General features: G+C 64.9%; 25 protein-coding genes. All 25 read left to right on the forward strand.

The genetic code is table 11. The annotated features are described in order from the left end of the window. The 25 genes from rplD (at nucleotide 1) to G7B69_RS01095 (ending at nucleotide 13,778) form a co-directional block, all read left to right on the forward strand. Nucleotides 1–624 carry a 50S ribosomal protein L4 gene (gene rplD / locus G7B69_RS00975; protein ID WP_166175143.1) on the forward strand — a complete coding sequence of 208 codons (624 nt, stop codon included), beginning with the start codon at nucleotides 1–3 and terminating at the stop codon, nucleotides 622–624. Next, complete coding sequence (locus tag G7B69_RS00980; RefSeq protein WP_166175145.1) at nucleotides 617–928, forward strand: 50S ribosomal protein L23; 312 nt, start codon at nucleotides 617–619, stop codon at nucleotides 926–928. The genes rplD and G7B69_RS00980 overlap by 8 nt, the downstream gene beginning before the upstream one ends. Nucleotides 929–953: 25 nt before the next feature. After that, nucleotides 954–1,793 (forward strand): 50S ribosomal protein L2, encoded by an 840-nt coding sequence (rplB, locus tag G7B69_RS00985; RefSeq protein WP_166175147.1) that lies wholly within the window; start codon nucleotides 954–956, stop codon nucleotides 1,791–1,793. A gap of 5 nt (nucleotides 1,794–1,798) precedes the next feature. After that, on the forward strand, nucleotides 1,799–2,074 hold the full coding sequence (gene rpsS, locus G7B69_RS00990; RefSeq protein ID WP_166175149.1) for a 30S ribosomal protein S19: 276 nt from the start codon (nucleotides 1,799–1,801) through the stop codon (nucleotides 2,072–2,074). Beyond that, a complete protein-coding gene (gene rplV / locus G7B69_RS00995; RefSeq protein WP_166175151.1) occupies nucleotides 2,074–2,451 on the forward strand; it encodes a 50S ribosomal protein L22 in 378 nt (125 codons plus the stop codon). The genes rpsS and rplV overlap by 1 nt, the downstream gene beginning before the upstream one ends. Before the next feature lie 2 nt (nucleotides 2,452–2,453). After that, nucleotides 2,454–3,149, forward strand: coding sequence for a 30S ribosomal protein S3 (rpsC, locus tag G7B69_RS01000; protein ID WP_166175153.1), 696 nt, complete (start codon nucleotides 2,454–2,456; stop codon nucleotides 3,147–3,149). Between the two features lie 15 nt (nucleotides 3,150–3,164). After that, complete coding sequence (rplP, locus tag G7B69_RS01005; protein ID WP_166175155.1) at nucleotides 3,165–3,599, forward strand: 50S ribosomal protein L16; 435 nt, start codon at nucleotides 3,165–3,167, stop codon at nucleotides 3,597–3,599. Beyond that, complete coding sequence (rpmC, locus tag G7B69_RS01010; RefSeq protein ID WP_166175157.1) at nucleotides 3,599–3,853, forward strand: 50S ribosomal protein L29; 255 nt, start codon at nucleotides 3,599–3,601, stop codon at nucleotides 3,851–3,853. Before rplP ends, rpmC begins: the two co-directional genes overlap by 1 nt. An 11-nt stretch (nucleotides 3,854–3,864) precedes the next feature. Continuing rightward, the gene (rpsQ, locus tag G7B69_RS01015; RefSeq protein WP_166175159.1) at nucleotides 3,865–4,155 is read left to right on the forward strand and encodes a 30S ribosomal protein S17; all 291 of its coding nucleotides are present in this window, start codon (nucleotides 3,865–3,867) and stop codon (nucleotides 4,153–4,155) included. Nucleotides 4,156–4,211: 56 nt separating this feature from the next. Continuing rightward, nucleotides 4,212–4,580 carry a 50S ribosomal protein L14 gene (rplN, locus tag G7B69_RS01020; protein WP_166175162.1) on the forward strand — a complete coding sequence of 123 codons (369 nt, stop codon included), beginning with the start codon at nucleotides 4,212–4,214 and terminating at the stop codon, nucleotides 4,578–4,580. Further along, nucleotides 4,580–4,900, forward strand: a complete 321-nt coding sequence (gene rplX, locus G7B69_RS01025) for a 50S ribosomal protein L24 (RefSeq protein ID WP_166175164.1) — start codon at nucleotides 4,580–4,582, stop codon at nucleotides 4,898–4,900. Before rplN ends, rplX begins: the two co-directional genes overlap by 1 nt. Then, a complete protein-coding gene (gene rplE, locus G7B69_RS01030) occupies nucleotides 4,893–5,477 on the forward strand; it encodes a 50S ribosomal protein L5 (RefSeq protein WP_166175166.1) in 585 nt (194 codons plus the stop codon). Before rplX ends, rplE begins: the two co-directional genes overlap by 8 nt. A 39-nt stretch (nucleotides 5,478–5,516) precedes the next feature. Then, nucleotides 5,517–5,822, forward strand: coding sequence for a 30S ribosomal protein S14 (gene rpsN, locus G7B69_RS01035; protein WP_166175168.1), 306 nt, complete (start codon nucleotides 5,517–5,519; stop codon nucleotides 5,820–5,822). A gap of 11 nt (nucleotides 5,823–5,833) precedes the next feature. Beyond that, a complete protein-coding gene (gene rpsH / locus G7B69_RS01040; protein WP_166175170.1) occupies nucleotides 5,834–6,229 on the forward strand; it encodes a 30S ribosomal protein S8 in 396 nt (131 codons plus the stop codon). After that, a complete protein-coding gene (gene rplF / locus G7B69_RS01045; RefSeq protein WP_166175172.1) occupies nucleotides 6,229–6,762 on the forward strand; it encodes a 50S ribosomal protein L6 in 534 nt (177 codons plus the stop codon). Before rpsH ends, rplF begins: the two co-directional genes overlap by 1 nt. 1 nt (nucleotide 6,763) lies before the next feature. Then, complete coding sequence (gene rplR, locus G7B69_RS01050; protein WP_166175174.1) at nucleotides 6,764–7,108, forward strand: 50S ribosomal protein L18; 345 nt, start codon at nucleotides 6,764–6,766, stop codon at nucleotides 7,106–7,108. A 218-nt stretch (nucleotides 7,109–7,326) separates the two neighbouring features. Beyond that, nucleotides 7,327–8,058 carry a 30S ribosomal protein S5 gene (rpsE, locus tag G7B69_RS01055; protein ID WP_166175476.1) on the forward strand — a complete coding sequence of 244 codons (732 nt, stop codon included), beginning with the start codon at nucleotides 7,327–7,329 and terminating at the stop codon, nucleotides 8,056–8,058. Nucleotides 8,059–8,063: 5 nt separating this feature from the next. Next, the gene (gene rpmD, locus G7B69_RS01060) at nucleotides 8,064–8,240 is read left to right on the forward strand and encodes a 50S ribosomal protein L30 (protein WP_166175176.1); all 177 of its coding nucleotides are present in this window, start codon (nucleotides 8,064–8,066) and stop codon (nucleotides 8,238–8,240) included. A 46-nt stretch (nucleotides 8,241–8,286) separates the two neighbouring features. Beyond that, the gene (rplO, locus tag G7B69_RS01065; RefSeq protein WP_166175178.1) at nucleotides 8,287–8,823 is read left to right on the forward strand and encodes a 50S ribosomal protein L15; all 537 of its coding nucleotides are present in this window, start codon (nucleotides 8,287–8,289) and stop codon (nucleotides 8,821–8,823) included. A gap of 112 nt (nucleotides 8,824–8,935) precedes the next feature. Beyond that, complete coding sequence (gene secY / locus G7B69_RS01070) at nucleotides 8,936–10,300, forward strand: preprotein translocase subunit SecY (protein WP_166175180.1); 1,365 nt, start codon at nucleotides 8,936–8,938, stop codon at nucleotides 10,298–10,300. Between the two features lie 28 nt (nucleotides 10,301–10,328). Then, nucleotides 10,329–10,994: an adenylate kinase gene (locus G7B69_RS01075; RefSeq protein ID WP_166175182.1), complete on the forward strand. Its 666-nt coding sequence runs from the start codon at nucleotides 10,329–10,331 to the stop codon at nucleotides 10,992–10,994. A gap of 107 nt (nucleotides 10,995–11,101) precedes the next feature. Continuing rightward, nucleotides 11,102–11,548, forward strand: a complete 447-nt coding sequence (locus G7B69_RS01080) for an SRPBCC family protein (RefSeq protein WP_243414967.1) — start codon at nucleotides 11,102–11,104, stop codon at nucleotides 11,546–11,548. Between the two features lie 297 nt (nucleotides 11,549–11,845). Continuing rightward, complete coding sequence (gene rpsM / locus G7B69_RS01085) at nucleotides 11,846–12,214, forward strand: 30S ribosomal protein S13 (protein WP_166175186.1); 369 nt, start codon at nucleotides 11,846–11,848, stop codon at nucleotides 12,212–12,214. Between the two features lie 15 nt (nucleotides 12,215–12,229). After that, entirely contained in the window at nucleotides 12,230–12,619 is a 390-nt protein-coding gene (rpsK, locus tag G7B69_RS01090) for a 30S ribosomal protein S11 (RefSeq protein ID WP_046902269.1), read from the forward strand. A gap of 103 nt (nucleotides 12,620–12,722) precedes the next feature. After that, complete coding sequence (locus G7B69_RS01095) at nucleotides 12,723–13,778, forward strand: DNA-directed RNA polymerase subunit alpha (protein WP_166175188.1); 1,056 nt, start codon at nucleotides 12,723–12,725, stop codon at nucleotides 13,776–13,778. The last annotated feature ends 45 nt before the right edge of the window (nucleotides 13,779–13,823 follow it).

Here is a 13,823-nt window from a genome sequence, read left to right on the forward strand (position 1 = left end):
GTGAAGGTGAAGGTCCAAAAACTCGACGGCAAGGCGTCCGGCGATATCGAGCTCAACGATGCCGTGTTCGGTGTCGAGCCGCGCGCCGACATCCTGCACCGCGTCGTCACCTGGCAGCTCGAGAATCGGCGCGGCACCGCCCGTCCGACGCGCGAGCGGTCAGACGTCGCCCGCACCGGCAAGAAGTACGGCAACCAGAAGGGTGGCGGTACCGCCCGCCACGGTGACCGCAGCGCTCCGATCTTCATCGGTGGCGGCAAGGCCCACGGCGCGCGCAAGCGCGACTTCGAGCCGTCGCTCAACAAGAAGATCCGCGCGCTCGGCCTGCGGATGGCGTTGTCGAGCAAGGCGAAAGAGGGCCTGGTGGTTGTCGACAGCCTCGAGCTCAAGGATGCCAAGACCAAGGCACTGTCCGAGACGTTCGGCAAGAACGGCTGGAACGGCAAGGTGCTGGTGATCGACGGCGACGCGGTGGCGGACGGTTTCCGCCTCGCTGCCGGCAACCTGCCGGGCGTCAACGTGATGCCGGCTGCCGGCGCCAATGTGTACGACATCCTGAAGCATGACACGCTGGTCCTGACCAAGGCCGCAATCGAAAAGCTGGAGGCGCGCTTCAATGGCTAAGAAGCAGGAAATCGATACGCGTCACTACGACGTGATCCTCAGCCCCCACATCACTGAGAAGTCTACCTTGCTGAGCGAGCACAACGGCGTCGTCTTCAAGGTTTCGAACGACGCCACCAAGCCGCAGATCAAGGAAGCGGTCGAGGCGCTGTTCGATCGCAAGGTGAAGAGCGTCAACACGATCGTGTCGAAGGGCAAGACCAAGCGCTGGAAGGGCAAGCCCTACAAGCGCACCGACGCGAAGAAGGCGATCGTCACCCTGGTCGAGGGCCAAGAGCCCATCGACGTGACCAGCGGCATCTGAGGCCAAGGGACCTAGGAAAGAGACAATGGCACTCAAGAACTACAACCCGACCAGTCCCGCCCGGCGCGGCCTGATCCTCGTCGACAAGTCCGGCCTGTACAAGGGCAAGCCGGTCAAGTCGCTGACCGAGGGCAAGCGCAAGACCGGCGGCCGCAACAACAAGGGTCACGTCACTTCGCGCGGCATGGCCGGTGGCCACAAGCAGAAGTACCGTTTCGTGGACTTCAAGCGCCGCAAGTGGGACGTCGAAGGCACGGTCGAGCGGATCGAGTACGATCCCAACCGCACCGCGTTCATCGCCCTGGTCAAGTATGCCGACGACGAGCTTGCCTACATCATCGCGCCACAACGCGTTGCCGTGGGTGACAAGGTCATCGCCGGCGAGCGCACCGACGTGAAGCCGGGTAACGCGATGTTGCTCGGCCAGATGCCGGTCGGCACGATTTGCCACAACGTTGAGATGAAGCCGGGCAAGGGCGGCCAGATCGCCCGTTCGGCGGGCACTTACGTACAGCTGGTCGGCCGTGACCGCGGCCTGGTGATCGTTCGCCTCAACTCGGGCGAGCAGCGTTACCTGCGGGCCGATTGCATGGGCACGGTCGGGGCGGTGTCGAACCCCGACAACTCGAACCAGAATTTCGCCAAGGCCGGACGCAAGCGCTGGATGGGCGTCAAGCCGCTGACCCGCGGCGTCGCGAAGAACCCGGTCGACCACCCGCACGGCGGCGGCGAAGGCCGCACCTCGGGCGGCCGTCACCCGGTCACTCCGTGGGGCAAGCCGACCAAGGGCGCCCGCACCCGCCATAACAAGCAGACGGACAAGATGATCATCCGTTCGCGCCACGCGAAGAAGAAGAAGGGTTAAGCGAGATGGCACGTTCCGTCTGGAAAGGTCCGTTCGTGGACCTCCACCTGCTCAAGAAGGCGCAGACCGCGCAGGACGCCGGTGGGCGCGCGCCGATCAAGACCTGGTCGCGCCGCTCGACGATCCTGCCCGACTTCGTCGGCCTGACGTTCAGCGTCTACAACGGCCAGAAGTTCGTGCCGGTCTCGGTCAACGAAGACATGGTCGGTCACAAGCTCGGCGAGTTCGCGCCCACGCGGACTTTCCACGGGCACGCCGCCGACAAGAAGGGTAAGCGCTAATGGGCAAGCAGAAAGCTCCCCGCCGGGTGGGCGACAACGAGGCGCTGGCCGTCGGCACCACGATCCGTGGTTCGGCGCAGAAGCTCAACCTCGTCGCCGGCCTGATCCGCGGCAAGAAGGCCGAAGACGCGCTCAACATCCTCGCTTTCAGCAAGCGCGGGATGGCTCGCGACGCCGCCAAGGTGCTCGCCTCGGCGATCGCCAATGCCGAGAACAACCATAACCTGGACGTCGACGCGCTCGTCGTGGCGGAAGCCTCGGTCGGCAAGTCGGTGACCATGAAGCGTTTCGCGACGCGCGGACGGGGCAAGAGCACCCGCATCCTCAAGCCGTTCAGCCGGCTGCGCATCGTCGTCCGCGAAGTCGAGGAGGCCTGATCATGGGTCATAAATCCAATCCGATCGGTCTGCGTCTTCAGATCAACCGCACCTGGGACAGCCGCTGGTACGCCGAAGGGCGCGGCTACGCGCAGCTGCTCAAGGAAGACATCGAGCTGCGCAAGTACATCGTCGAGAGCCTGCCGCAGGCGGCTATCTCGAAGGTGGTGATCGAGCGCCCGGCCAAGCTGTGCCGCGTCTCGATTTATGCCGCGCGCCCCGGCGTGATCATCGGCAAGAAGGGCGCCGACATCGAGAAGCTGCGCGCCAAGCTGGCGACGATCACAGACAGCGAGGTCAAGCTCAACATCGTTGAGATTCGGAAGCCCGAGATTGACGCCAAGCTCGTCGCCCAGGGCATTGCCGACCAGCTGGTCCGCCGCGTGGCCTTCCGCCGGGCGATGAAGCGCGCGATGCAGTCGGCGATGCGTCTCGGTGCCGAAGGCATCAAGATCATGTGCGGCGGCCGCCTCGGTGGCGCCGAAATCGCCCGCGTCGAGCAGTACCGCGAAGGTCGCGTGCCGCTCCATACGCTGCGCGCCAACGTCGATTATGCCGAAGCCGAGGCGCTCACCGCGTACGGCGTGATCGGCATCAAGGTGTGGGTCTTCAAGGGCGAGATCCTCGGCCACGATCCGATGGCGCAGGACCGGCTGATGATGGAAGCGCAGACTTCCGGCGTCCGGCCGGCTCGCTGAGGTTAGGGTAGTACAATGCTGCAACCGAAAAAAACCAAGTACCGCAAGGCCTTCAAGGGCCGGATCAGCGGCGATGCCAAGGGCGGCACCGCGCTCAACTTCGGTTCGTACGGCCTTAAGTGCCTCGAGCCCGAGCGGATCACCGCGCGCCAGATCGAGGCTGCTCGCCGCGCGATCACTCGCCACATCAAGCGCCAGGGGCGCTTGTGGATCCGCATCTTCCCCGACGTGCCGGTATCGAAAAAGCCGGCCGAAGTCCGCCAGGGCAAGGGCAAGGGCGCGGTCGAATACTGGGCCGCTCGGGTGAAGCCGGGCCGCATCCTGTTCGAGCTCGACGGCGTTCCCGGTCCGCTGGCCGCGGAAGCATTCAGCCGCGCGGCGATGAAGCTGCCGGTGAAGACCAAGGTGGTCGCCCGTCTCGGCGACACCAGCCACCTCGGAGGCGAATGATGGCCAAGACCGCAACCAAGACCGCCGCCAAGGCCTCGGCGAAGACTTCCGCCAGCAAGGCCGAAGACCTGCGCGCCAAGACCGACGACCAGCTCGAGACGCAGCTGGGCGAGCTCAAGCGCGAGCAGTTCAACCTGCGCTTCCAGGCCGCGACCAACCAGCTCGAGCGTCCCGCGCGGATCCGCGAAGTCCGCCGCGATATCGCCCGCATCCAGACGCTGCAGGGCGAACGCGCCCGCGCTGGCGCGAAATAAGGAACCAGACGATGCCCAAGCGAATCCTGACCGGGACGGTCGTCTCGGACAAGACCGACAAGACCGTGACCGTGCTGGTCGAGCGCAAGGTGAAGCACCCGCTTTACGGGAAGATCATCCGCCGTTCGAAGAAGTACCACGCCCACGACGAAGCCAACGAATACAAGCCCGGCGACGTCGTGCGGATCGAGGAAACCCGGCCTATCTCGAAGACCAAGACCTGGGCGGTGCTCGACCGGGTCAAGGCCGGCGGCACCCAGGCGGTGGAAGCCGAGCTCGAGGTCGAAGCCGCGGGCAACTGAAGAATTTTGGAACTGCCGGGCCTGTCCCGGCAAGCCACTAAGAAGGAACCGGATCGATGATCCAGATGCAGTCCAATCTCGACGTCGCGGACAACAGCGGCGCGAAGCGCGTCCAGTGCATCAAGGTGCTGGGCGGGTCGAAGCGCCGCACCGCGAGCGTCGGCGACGTGATCGTCGTCTCCGTTAAGGAGGCACAGCCGCGCGCCCGCGTGAAGAAGGGCGACGTGCACCGCGCGGTGATCGTCCGCACGAAGAAGGACGTGCGCCGCCCCGACGGCAGCGTGATCCGCTTCGACAGCAACGCCGCGGTTCTCGTGAACAAGAACGAAGAGCCGATCGGCACCCGTATCTTCGGCCCGGTCGTGCGCGAGCTGCGCTCGAAGGGCTTCATGAAGATCATCTCGCTCGCTCCGGAGGTGCTGTGATGGCCGCCGCGAAGATCAGGAAAGGTGACCAGGTCGTCGTCCTGTCCGGCAAGGACAAGGGGCGAACGGGCACCGTCAGCAAAGTCATGCCCAAGGACGGCAAGGTGGTGGTCGACGGGATCAACGTCGCCGCGCGCCACCGCAAGCCGAGCCAGGCAAATCCGCAGGGCGGCATCGACCGCTCACCCGCACCTATGGCGATCAGCAAGGTCGCCATTGCCGGTAAAGACGGCAAGCCCACCCGCGTCCGCTTCGAGACGAAGAAGGACGGAACCAAGGTGCGCGTTGCCGTGAAGTCCGGGGAGACCATCGATGGCTGAGAACTACACCCCGCGCCTGCGCAAGCAGTATGACGAGAGCATCGTCAAGGCGATGACCGAGAAGTTCGGTTACAAGAATCGCCTTGAGGTGCCGCGGCTCGAGAAGATCACGCTCAACATGGGCGTCGGCGAGGCGAGCCAGGACAAGAAGAAGGTCCAGACCGCCGCCGAGGAAATGGCGCTGATCGCCGGCCAGAAGCCGGTCATCACCATCGCCAAGAAGTCGATCGCCCAGTTCAAGCTGCGCGAAGGCATGCCGATCGGCTGCAAGGTCACCTTGCGCCGCGAGCGCATGTACGAGTTCCTCGACCGTCTGGTGACCATCGCGATGCCCCGCATCCGCGACTTCCGCGGGCTTAATCCGCGTTCGTTCGACGGCCGCGGCAACTACGCGATGGGTCTCAAGGAACAGATCGTGTTCCCCGAGATCAGCTACGACAAGATCGAGAAGGTGCGTGGGATGGACATCATCGTCACCACCACCGCCAAGACCGACGACGAAGCGCGCGAGCTGCTCCGCCTGTTCGGTTTCCCGTTCCCTGCCGACGAGCAGGCTGAAGAGAAGCAGGCCGCGTAAGCGGCCGTCAAGATACCGCAAGGAAGTGAGCTTAAGTCCATGGCGAAACTGAGTTCCATCAACAAGAACGAGCGGCGCAAGAAGCTCGTGAAGAAGTACGCGGGCAAGTACGCCCGGCTGAAGGCGATTGCCGACGACGAGTCTCGTGACGAGACCGAGCGTCTGATGGCGCGCCTCAAGCTGGCGGAAATTCCGCGCAACGGGAATCCCACCCGCGTGCGCAACCGCTGCAGCACCACCGGCCGCCCGCGCGGCGTTTATCGCAAGTTCGGCCTCAACCGGATCGAGATCAGGAATTTGGGCAACAAGGGCCTGATTCCCGGTCTGACCAAGTCGAGCTGGTGAGGATCTAGACTATGGCTTTGACCGATCCCCTGGGTGATATGCTCACCCGCATTCGCAACGGCCAGCAGGCGAAGAAGGACTCCGTCCTTTCGCCGGCTTCGAAGCTGCGCGCCAACGTGCTCGAGGTCCTCCAGCGCGAGGGCTATATCCGCGGTTACACCGAGGATAGCTCGAGCAAGCACCCGCAGCTGCGTATCGAGCTGAAGTATTTCGAAGGCGAGCCGGCGATCAAGCACGTCGCTCGCGTCTCCAAGCCGGGCCGGCGGGTCTATTCGGGCAGCCGCGAGCTGCCGACGATCCGCAACGGCCTCGGCATCACCATCGTCTCGACGCCCCGCGGCGTGCTCTCGGACAACGAGGCTCGCGCGCAGAACGTCGGCGGCGAAGTGCTGGCGGAGGTGTTCTGATGAGCCGCATCGGCAAGAAGCCGGTGACGATCCCAAGCGGCGTCACCGCCCAGATCGAGAACGGCACGCTGACCGTCAAGGGCCCCAAGGGCACCCTGACGATCGGCACCGACGAGCTGGTCAACTACAAGCTGGACGACGGCAGTATCTCCGTGACGCCGGCCAACGACAGCCAGACCGCGCGCAGCCACTGGGGCCTCCAGCGCACGCTGGTGTCAAACCTGGTCGAAGGCGTGACGACGGGCTTCACCAAGACGCTCGTCATCACCGGTGTCGGCTACCGCGCCTCGGCGCAGGGCCGCAAGATCAAGCTGCAGCTCGGTTACAGCCACGACGTCGATCTCGACGTGCCCGAAGGCCTGGAGGTCAAGACTCCCGACCAGGTCACGATCGAGATCAGCGGGATGGACAAGCAGGCTGTCGGCCAGTTCGCCGCCGAGATCCGCCGCTGGCGCAAGCCCGAGCCTTACAAGGGCAAGGGTATCAAGTACCGCGGCGAGTATGTCTTCCGCAAGGAAGGGAAGAAGAAGTAACATGGCCAAGCTTTCCCTGTTCGAACGCCGCCGCCGCCGGGTGCGGACCGCGCTCAAGAGCCGCGCCGGCGGCAAGCCGCGCCTGTCGGTGCACCGCACCGGCAAGCACATCTACGCGCAGATCATCGACGACGCCGGCGGCAAGACCGTCGCCGCCGCCTCGACCCTCGGCGTCAAGCCGTCGGGTGCGAATGTCGATGCCGCCGCCAAGGTGGGTGAAACCATCGCCGCCGCCGCCAAGAAGGCCGGCGTCACCGCCGTCGTGTTCGATCGCGGCGGTTACCTGTTCCATGGCCGCGTCAAGGCGCTGGCCGATGCCGCCCGTGCCGGCGGGCTGGAGTTCTGAGCATGGCTGACAAGAAAAAGACCGAAGAGACCCCTGAGGTCGTCGAGACGGCGGAAACCGCGGCCGAGCAGCCGGCGGTCGAGACCGTGGCGGCCGAAGGCGCTCCGGAGCCCGTGGCCGAGACGGTTGAAGCCGCCCCGGCCGACGAGCCGGCGGCTGAAACCGCTCCTCCTGTCGAGGCAGCTCCCGTTGCCGAGACGGCCGAAGCTGCTCCCGCGGTGGAAACCGAGCCGACGGTCGCGGCCGACACCCAGTCGACCGAATCCGGCGACGCCAACGCTCCGCGTGAAGCGCGCGGCGGCCGTGGTGGTCGCGGTGGCGGCGACCGCGGCGGACGCGGCGGTAACGATCGCGGCGGCCGTGGCGGCCGTGGCGGACGCGACGATCGTCGAGGCCGCGGCGATGACGACGGCGGCGAAGAGCTGATCGAGAAGCTGGTCCACATCAACCGCGTCTCCAAGACGGTGAAGGGCGGCAAGCGTTTCGGCTTCGCCGCGCTGGTCGTTGTCGGTGACGGCAAGGGCCGCGTCGGCTTCGGCCACGGCAAGGCCCGCGAGGTGCCGGAAGCGATCAACAAGGCGACCGCTGCCGCCAAGAAGAAGATGATTCGCGTGCCGCTGAAGGAAGGCCGCACGCTGCATCACGACGGCAAGGGCCGCTTCGGCGCCGGCAAAGTCAACGTGCGCACCGCGCCCGCGGGCACCGGCATCATCGCCGGCGGGCCGATGCGCGCCGTGTTCGAGAGCCTGGGCGTCCACGACGTGGTCACCAAGTCGATCGGCACGTCCAACCCCTACAACATGATCCGCGCCACTTTCGACGCGCTGACCGACCAGACTTCGCCGAAGTCGGTCGCCCAGCGCCGCGGCAAGAAGGTCGCCGATCTGCTCGGCCGCGGTGGCGCCAGTACGGCGGACGCCGAGGCTGACGCCGCGGCGATCACGGAGTAATTCGAATGGCCAAGATCAAGCTCAAGCAGATCGGTTCGCCGATCCGCCGCCCGGCAAGCCAGAAGAAGACCCTGGTCGGCCTGGGCCTCGGCAAGATGCACCGCGTTGTCGAGGTGGAAGACACCCCGGAAGTGCGCGGAGCGATCGCCAAGCTGCCGCACATGGTGGCCGTGGTCGAGTAAGCCTTAATCCTATCAGCGCGACTTAAAGCGAAAGCGAGTGCACGACATGAAACTGAATGACATCCGCGACAACGCCGGAGCCCGCCACCGCAGGATGCGCGTCGGTCGCGGCATCGGCTCGGGCAAAGGCAAGACCGCCGGGCGCGGCCAGAAGGGCCAGAAGAGCCGTTCGGGCGTGGCCGTGAAGGGCTTCGAAGGCGGCCAGATGCCGCTGCACATGCGGTTGCCGAAGCGTGGCTTCAATAACATCTTCGGCAAGGACTTCGCAGAGGTCAATCTCGGCATGGTGCAGAAGTTCATCGATGCCAAGAAGCTCGATGCCAAGGGCGTGATCGATCACGAAGCGCTCAAGGCTGCCGGCCTCGCGCGCGGCGGCAAGGACGGTATCCGCCTGCTCGGCAAGGGTGAGTTGACAGCCAAGGTTTCGTTCAAGGTTGCCGGCGCCAGCAAGGGCGCGATCGAGGCGGTCGAGAAGGCCGGCGGCAAGGTCGAAGTGATCGCAGCGGCGGTCCCCGAAGCTGAGAAGAAGCTGGCGCGACGTGAAGCCAACACGGCGGCTCGCAGCGCGAAGAACGCCAAGTAAACGGGACAAGTGAGCAGGGCGGGGTTTCACAACCCCGCCCGCTTCCTATATGGGCCCGACCAAGGCCCGAGCCGGAGGGGAGCCGGCGCCTAGACTAAGGCAATCGAAGACAATGGCATCTCGCGCCGACAACATCGCCAGCAACCTCAGCCTCGCCAATTTTTCCAAGGCGACCGAGCTCAAGAACCGCATCTGGTTCACGATCGGCGCACTGGTGGTGTTCCGTTTTCTCAGCTTCGTCCCGCTGCCCGGTGTCAATCCGCTGATCCTGGAATCGCTCTACGACCAGACCAAGGGCGGCATTCTCGACCTGTTCAACACCTTCTCGGGCGGCAGCCTCCAGCGGATGAGCCTGATCGCGCTTGGCGTGATGCCGTACATCACCGCCTCTATCGTGATTCAGCTCGCCGCCTCGCTCCATCCTTCGTTGATGGCGCTGAAGAAGGAAGGCGAGGCGGGCCGCAAGAAACTGAACCAGTATACCCGCTACGGCACGGTGTTCCTGTGCGCGATACAAGGCTGGTTTCTCGCTTCCGGGCTCGAGTCCTATGGCGCCTCCAGCGGGCTCCAGGCGGTCGTCAACCCAGGCTACCTGTTCCGCGTGACGGCGGTCATCAATCTCATCGGCGGGTCGATGTTCCTGCTGTGGCTGGGTGAGCAGATCACCAGCCGCGGCATCGGCAACGGCGTGTCGCTGATCATCATGGCGGGCATCGTCTCGCGTTTCCCGACTTTCGCCGCCAACCTGTTCGAGGGTGGACGCACCGGTTCGGTCAGCCCGTTCACCATCGTTGCCGTCATCGGCATGATCGTGGTGCTGATCCTGTTCATCTGCTTCATGGAGCGCGCCCAACGAAGGCTGCTGATCCAGTATCCCAAGCGAGCCAGCGCGCACGGGATGATGAATGCCGATCGCAGCCACCTGCCGCTCAAGCTCAACACCGCGAACGTCATCCCGCCGATCTTTGCCAGCTCGTTGCTTTTGCTGCCGCTGACGATCAGCCAGTTTGCCGGCAATTCGGTGACTACAGGCAGTGCCTTCTACAGCGTGGTGCAGACGCTCAACACCCTGCTCCAGCGCGGCCATCCGCTCTATCTCGGGCTCTATTCGGCAGGCATCATCTTCTTCACGTTCTTCTACACCGCGGTGGTCTTCAACCCCGAGGAAACGGCCGAGAACCTCAAGAAGAACGGCGGCTTCATCCCCGGCATCCGCCCGGGCAAGAACACCGCGACCTATCTCGATTACGTGCTCACGCGGATCACCGTGGTCGGCGCGATCTACCTCACGCTGGTGTGCGTGGTACCCGAATACATGGTGGCGCAGACCGGGATCCAGCTGTTCCTCGGCGGCACCAGCCTGCTCATCGTGGTGAACGTGACTGTGGATACGATCAGCCAGATCCAGTCGCATCTGCTGGCGCACCAGTATGGTGATCTGATCAAGAAGGCGAAGCTCAAGGGCCGATTGCGCTAGCGCCACTTCCAGGGAAGGAGAGGCCCCGGTGAACATCATTCTCCTCGGGCCCCCGGGGGCCGGTAAGGGAACCCAGGCCGCGCGTCTGGTCGAACGCTACGGAATGCGCCAGCTCTCGACCGGCGACATGCTACGCGCGGCGGTGAAGGCGGAAACACCGACCGGTCTCAGGGTCAAGGCGATCATGGAAGCCGGCGAACTGGTCTCCGACGACGTAGTCTCGACGCTGATCTCGGAAGAGCTCGTTGCGCTGCCGCAGACCGTGGGAATCATCTTCGACGGCTATCCGCGCACCGCCGCGCAAGCCCGGCAACTCGACGAGATCCTCGCCCGCCATCACCGCAAGCTCGACCGCGTGGTCGAGCTCGAAGTCGACGAGGACGCACTGGTCGAACGGATCACGGGCCGTTTCACCTGCGCGCATTGCGGAGCCGGTTATCACGACAAGTTCAAGCTGCCCAAGAACGCGCTGCACGAGGATGAGCCGCTCCGGTGCGACCACTGCGGCAGCACCGATTTCAAGCGCCGCCCTGACGACAACGAGGAAACGGTGCGCACGCGGATGGCCGAGTACCGCGCCAAGACTGCGCCGATCCTGCCGCTCTACGAAGAACGCGGGATCGTCGTCCGCGTCGACGGCATGGCCGACATCGACATCGTCACCCAGCAGATCGAGCGGGTGCTCGGCCTTTGAGGCGCGGAGCCGGGCATGCGCGGTGCTTGGCACCCTGCCTGCTGGCGGCGGCCGTCGTTCCATCCGCAGCATCGGCGGAAGTGGTCCAGTCTTTGCCGGACGGGTTCGTGGTCCGCGAAACCGCCGTCGTGAAAGCAGACCCCGAGTTCGCCTGGGCCGCGCTGGTCGAGCCGGCGCGCTGGTGGAACAAGGATCACAGCTGGTCGGGGGACGCGAAGAATCTCACGCTGGAGCCGCGCGCAGGGGGCTGCTTCTGCGAAACCTTGCCGGGCGGCGGATCGGCCGAGCATATGCGGGTGGTCCAAGCCGTGCCGGGCTCGCTTCTGCGCATGAAGGGCGCTCTCGGGCCGTTGCAGTCGGAAGCGCTCGCAGGTGTGCTCACCATTGAGCTGAAACCTGTCGCCGGCGCCACGTCGATCGAGTGGACATATGTCGTCGGCGGCTATGCACGCTTTCCGCTGAAGGACATCGCTACCGCGGTGGATTCGGTCCTGGGCGAGCAATCCGCCCGACTGGCGTCGCTGATCGAAGCGGGTCGTGCCGCGCGGCCGTAGCGCGGCCCCTTTGACCGTCACGTCCGTTGCGGTTATAAGGGCGCCTACCGGTTGCCGGGATCGCAACCGACGCGCGGCGCGAAGCGGTTGTCTTCGCGCCCCATCTGCTGTTGACGGCGCGGGCGAATCGCCCTAAGCGGCCGTCATTCGGGAATTCGGGACCAGTCCGGGAGACGGCAGCCTTTGTGCGCGCCCCAACCGGACTTTTTGCCGTTCGGCGGCCCGAACCTAGAATGACGCGATGAGATAGGGACGTCCGGCCGCTGGCCCAAGTCCCTGTGGAGCATGGAGAATTAAGTGGCTCGTATTGCCGGGGTGAACATCCCCACCAACAAGCGCGTGATCGTCGCGCTGACCTACATTCACGGAATCGGCCCGACCACCGCGAAGAAGATCGCCGAGAAGCTCGGCATTGACCCTTCGCGCCGGGTGCAGGACCTGACCGACGCCGAAGTCCTGCAAATCCGCGAAACGATCGACGCAGGTTACCAGGTCGAAGGCGACCTGCGGCGCGATACCGCGATGAACATTAAGCGGCTGATGGACCTCGCCTGCTACCGCGGGCTGCGTCATCGCAAGGGCCTTCCGGTCCGCGGCCAGCGCACGCACACCAATGCGCGCACCCGCAAGGGCAAGGCCAAGCCGATCGCCGGCAAGAAGAAGTAAGGGAGCCGACGAGACATGGCACGTGAACCCCAGCGCATTCGCCGTCGCGAGCGCAAGAACATCTCCAGCGGCGTCGCGCACGTGAACGCCAGCTTCAACAACACGATGATCACCATCACCGACGCGCAAGGCAACGCGATCAGCTGGTCCTCGGCCGGCATGATGGGCTTCAAGGGCAGCCGCAAAAGCACGCCCTACGCCGCCCAGGTCGCCGCCGACGATGCCGGCAAGAAAGCCGCCGAGCACGGCGTCCGCACCCTCGAAGTCGAGATCAAGGGCCCCGGCTCGGGCAGAGAATCCGCGCTCAGGGCCTTGCAAGCCGTGGGGTTCACCATCACATCTATCCGCGATGTGACGCCGATCCCGCACAACGGGGTACGACCGTCCAAGCGCCGCCGCGTCTGATCGATCTGTCGCGGTCTCGCACCGCAACGCAATTCGCATCGGCCGCGGCGCTCCCAGCGCTCCGCGGCCGATGCCGCCAGTGAAACACCTTTAGGGGAAGTCCATGTCCGTCAACACCAAGAACTGGCAGGAACTCAAGAAACCCAACAGCCTCGAGGTCAAGGAAGGCGGCGACAAGCGTCGCAAGTCGACCTTCGTCGCCGAACCGCTCGAGCGCGGTTACGGGCTGACTCTCGGCAACGCGCTGCGCCGCGTGCTGCTCTCGAGCCTGCAGGGTGCGGCCATCACCTCGATCAAGATCGAGAATGTGCTGCATGAGTTCTCCAGCCTCGCCGGCGTGCGGGAGGATGTCACCGACATCGTCCTCAACGTGAAGCAGATCGCGCTGCGCATGGAAGGCGAAGGCCCCAAGCGCCTGCAGCTTTCGGCGACCGGCCCGGGCGAGGTCAAGGCCGGCGACATCGCCGTGTCGGGCGACATCGAGGTGCTCAACAAGGACCTCGTGATTTGCCATCTCGACGACGGCGCGACGCTCAACATGGAACTGACCGCCGACAGCGGCAAAGGCTACGTTCCGGCCGTGTCGAACCGTCCGGTCGACGCGCCGATCGGGCTGATCCCGGTCGACAGCCTCTACTCGCCGGTGCGCCAGGTCAGCTACAAGGTCGACAACGCCCGCGTCGGGCAGGAACTCGATTACGACAAGCTGAGCCTGACGGTCGAAACCGACGGCACGGTCACGCCGGAAGACGCGGTGGCTTACGCCGCACGCATCCTGCAGGACCAGCTGAGCCTGTTCGTCCACTTCGAGGACGGCATTCCGCAGCCCTCGAGCCCGATGATCGGCATGGCCGTCAAGACCGAGGAATCGGACGCCAACCAGCTCAACCGCTACCTGCTCAAGAAGGTCGACGAGCTCGAGCTGTCGGTGCGCAGCGCCAACTGCCTCAAGAACGACAACATCATCTACATCGGTGACCTGGTCCAGAAGACCGAAGCCGAGATGCTGCGCACGCCGAACTTCGGCCGCAAGTCGCTCAACGAGATCAAGGAAGTGCTCTCGAGCATGGGCCTGCGCCTCGGCATGGACATCCCCGGCTGGCCGCCGGAGAACATCGAGGAAATGGCCAAGAAGCTGGAACAAGAGCTTCTCGGCTGACGCCATTAGGGTGATGGGCGGCGACCCTTAACTGCCGCCGGGACC

This window comes from Croceibacterium segetis, from assembly GCF_011320115.1.
Taxonomy (GTDB): domain Bacteria; phylum Pseudomonadota; class Alphaproteobacteria; order Sphingomonadales; family Sphingomonadaceae; genus Croceibacterium_B; species Croceibacterium_B segetis.

What these genes read in the sequence shown, in the direction of transcription:
- rplV (WP_166175151.1), top strand. Translation starts at nt 2,074, where the DNA reads ATGGGCAAGCAGAAAGCTCCCCGCCGGGTGGGCGACAACGAGGCGCTG.
- G7B69_RS01095 (WP_166175188.1), top strand. Translation starts at nt 12,723, where the DNA reads ATGTCCGTCAACACCAAGAACTGGCAGGAACTCAAGAAACCCAACAGC.
- rplO (WP_166175178.1), top strand. Translation starts at nt 8,287, where the DNA reads ATGAAACTGAATGACATCCGCGACAACGCCGGAGCCCGCCACCGCAGG.
- rpmD (WP_166175176.1), top strand. Translation starts at nt 8,064, where the DNA reads ATGGCCAAGATCAAGCTCAAGCAGATCGGTTCGCCGATCCGCCGCCCG.
- rplR (WP_166175174.1), top strand. Translation starts at nt 6,764, where the DNA reads ATGGCCAAGCTTTCCCTGTTCGAACGCCGCCGCCGCCGGGTGCGGACC.
- rpsC (WP_166175153.1), top strand. Translation starts at nt 2,454, where the DNA reads ATGGGTCATAAATCCAATCCGATCGGTCTGCGTCTTCAGATCAACCGC.
- rplF (WP_166175172.1), top strand. Translation starts at nt 6,229, where the DNA reads ATGAGCCGCATCGGCAAGAAGCCGGTGACGATCCCAAGCGGCGTCACC.
- G7B69_RS00980 (WP_166175145.1), top strand. Translation starts at nt 617, where the DNA reads ATGGCTAAGAAGCAGGAAATCGATACGCGTCACTACGACGTGATCCTC.
- rplB (WP_166175147.1), top strand. Translation starts at nt 954, where the DNA reads ATGGCACTCAAGAACTACAACCCGACCAGTCCCGCCCGGCGCGGCCTG.
- rpsK (WP_046902269.1), top strand. Translation starts at nt 12,230, where the DNA reads ATGGCACGTGAACCCCAGCGCATTCGCCGTCGCGAGCGCAAGAACATC.
- rpmC (WP_166175157.1), top strand. Translation starts at nt 3,599, where the DNA reads ATGGCCAAGACCGCAACCAAGACCGCCGCCAAGGCCTCGGCGAAGACT.
- rpsN (WP_166175168.1), top strand. Translation starts at nt 5,517, where the DNA reads ATGGCGAAACTGAGTTCCATCAACAAGAACGAGCGGCGCAAGAAGCTC.
- rplN (WP_166175162.1), top strand. Translation starts at nt 4,212, where the DNA reads ATGATCCAGATGCAGTCCAATCTCGACGTCGCGGACAACAGCGGCGCG.
- rpsH (WP_166175170.1), top strand. Translation starts at nt 5,834, where the DNA reads ATGGCTTTGACCGATCCCCTGGGTGATATGCTCACCCGCATTCGCAAC.
- rplE (WP_166175166.1), top strand. Translation starts at nt 4,893, where the DNA reads ATGGCTGAGAACTACACCCCGCGCCTGCGCAAGCAGTATGACGAGAGC.
- secY (WP_166175180.1), top strand. Translation starts at nt 8,936, where the DNA reads ATGGCATCTCGCGCCGACAACATCGCCAGCAACCTCAGCCTCGCCAAT.
- rplP (WP_166175155.1), top strand. Translation starts at nt 3,165, where the DNA reads ATGCTGCAACCGAAAAAAACCAAGTACCGCAAGGCCTTCAAGGGCCGG.
- rplX (WP_166175164.1), top strand. Translation starts at nt 4,580, where the DNA reads ATGGCCGCCGCGAAGATCAGGAAAGGTGACCAGGTCGTCGTCCTGTCC.
- rpsQ (WP_166175159.1), top strand. Translation starts at nt 3,865, where the DNA reads ATGCCCAAGCGAATCCTGACCGGGACGGTCGTCTCGGACAAGACCGAC.
- rpsS (WP_166175149.1), top strand. Translation starts at nt 1,799, where the DNA reads ATGGCACGTTCCGTCTGGAAAGGTCCGTTCGTGGACCTCCACCTGCTC.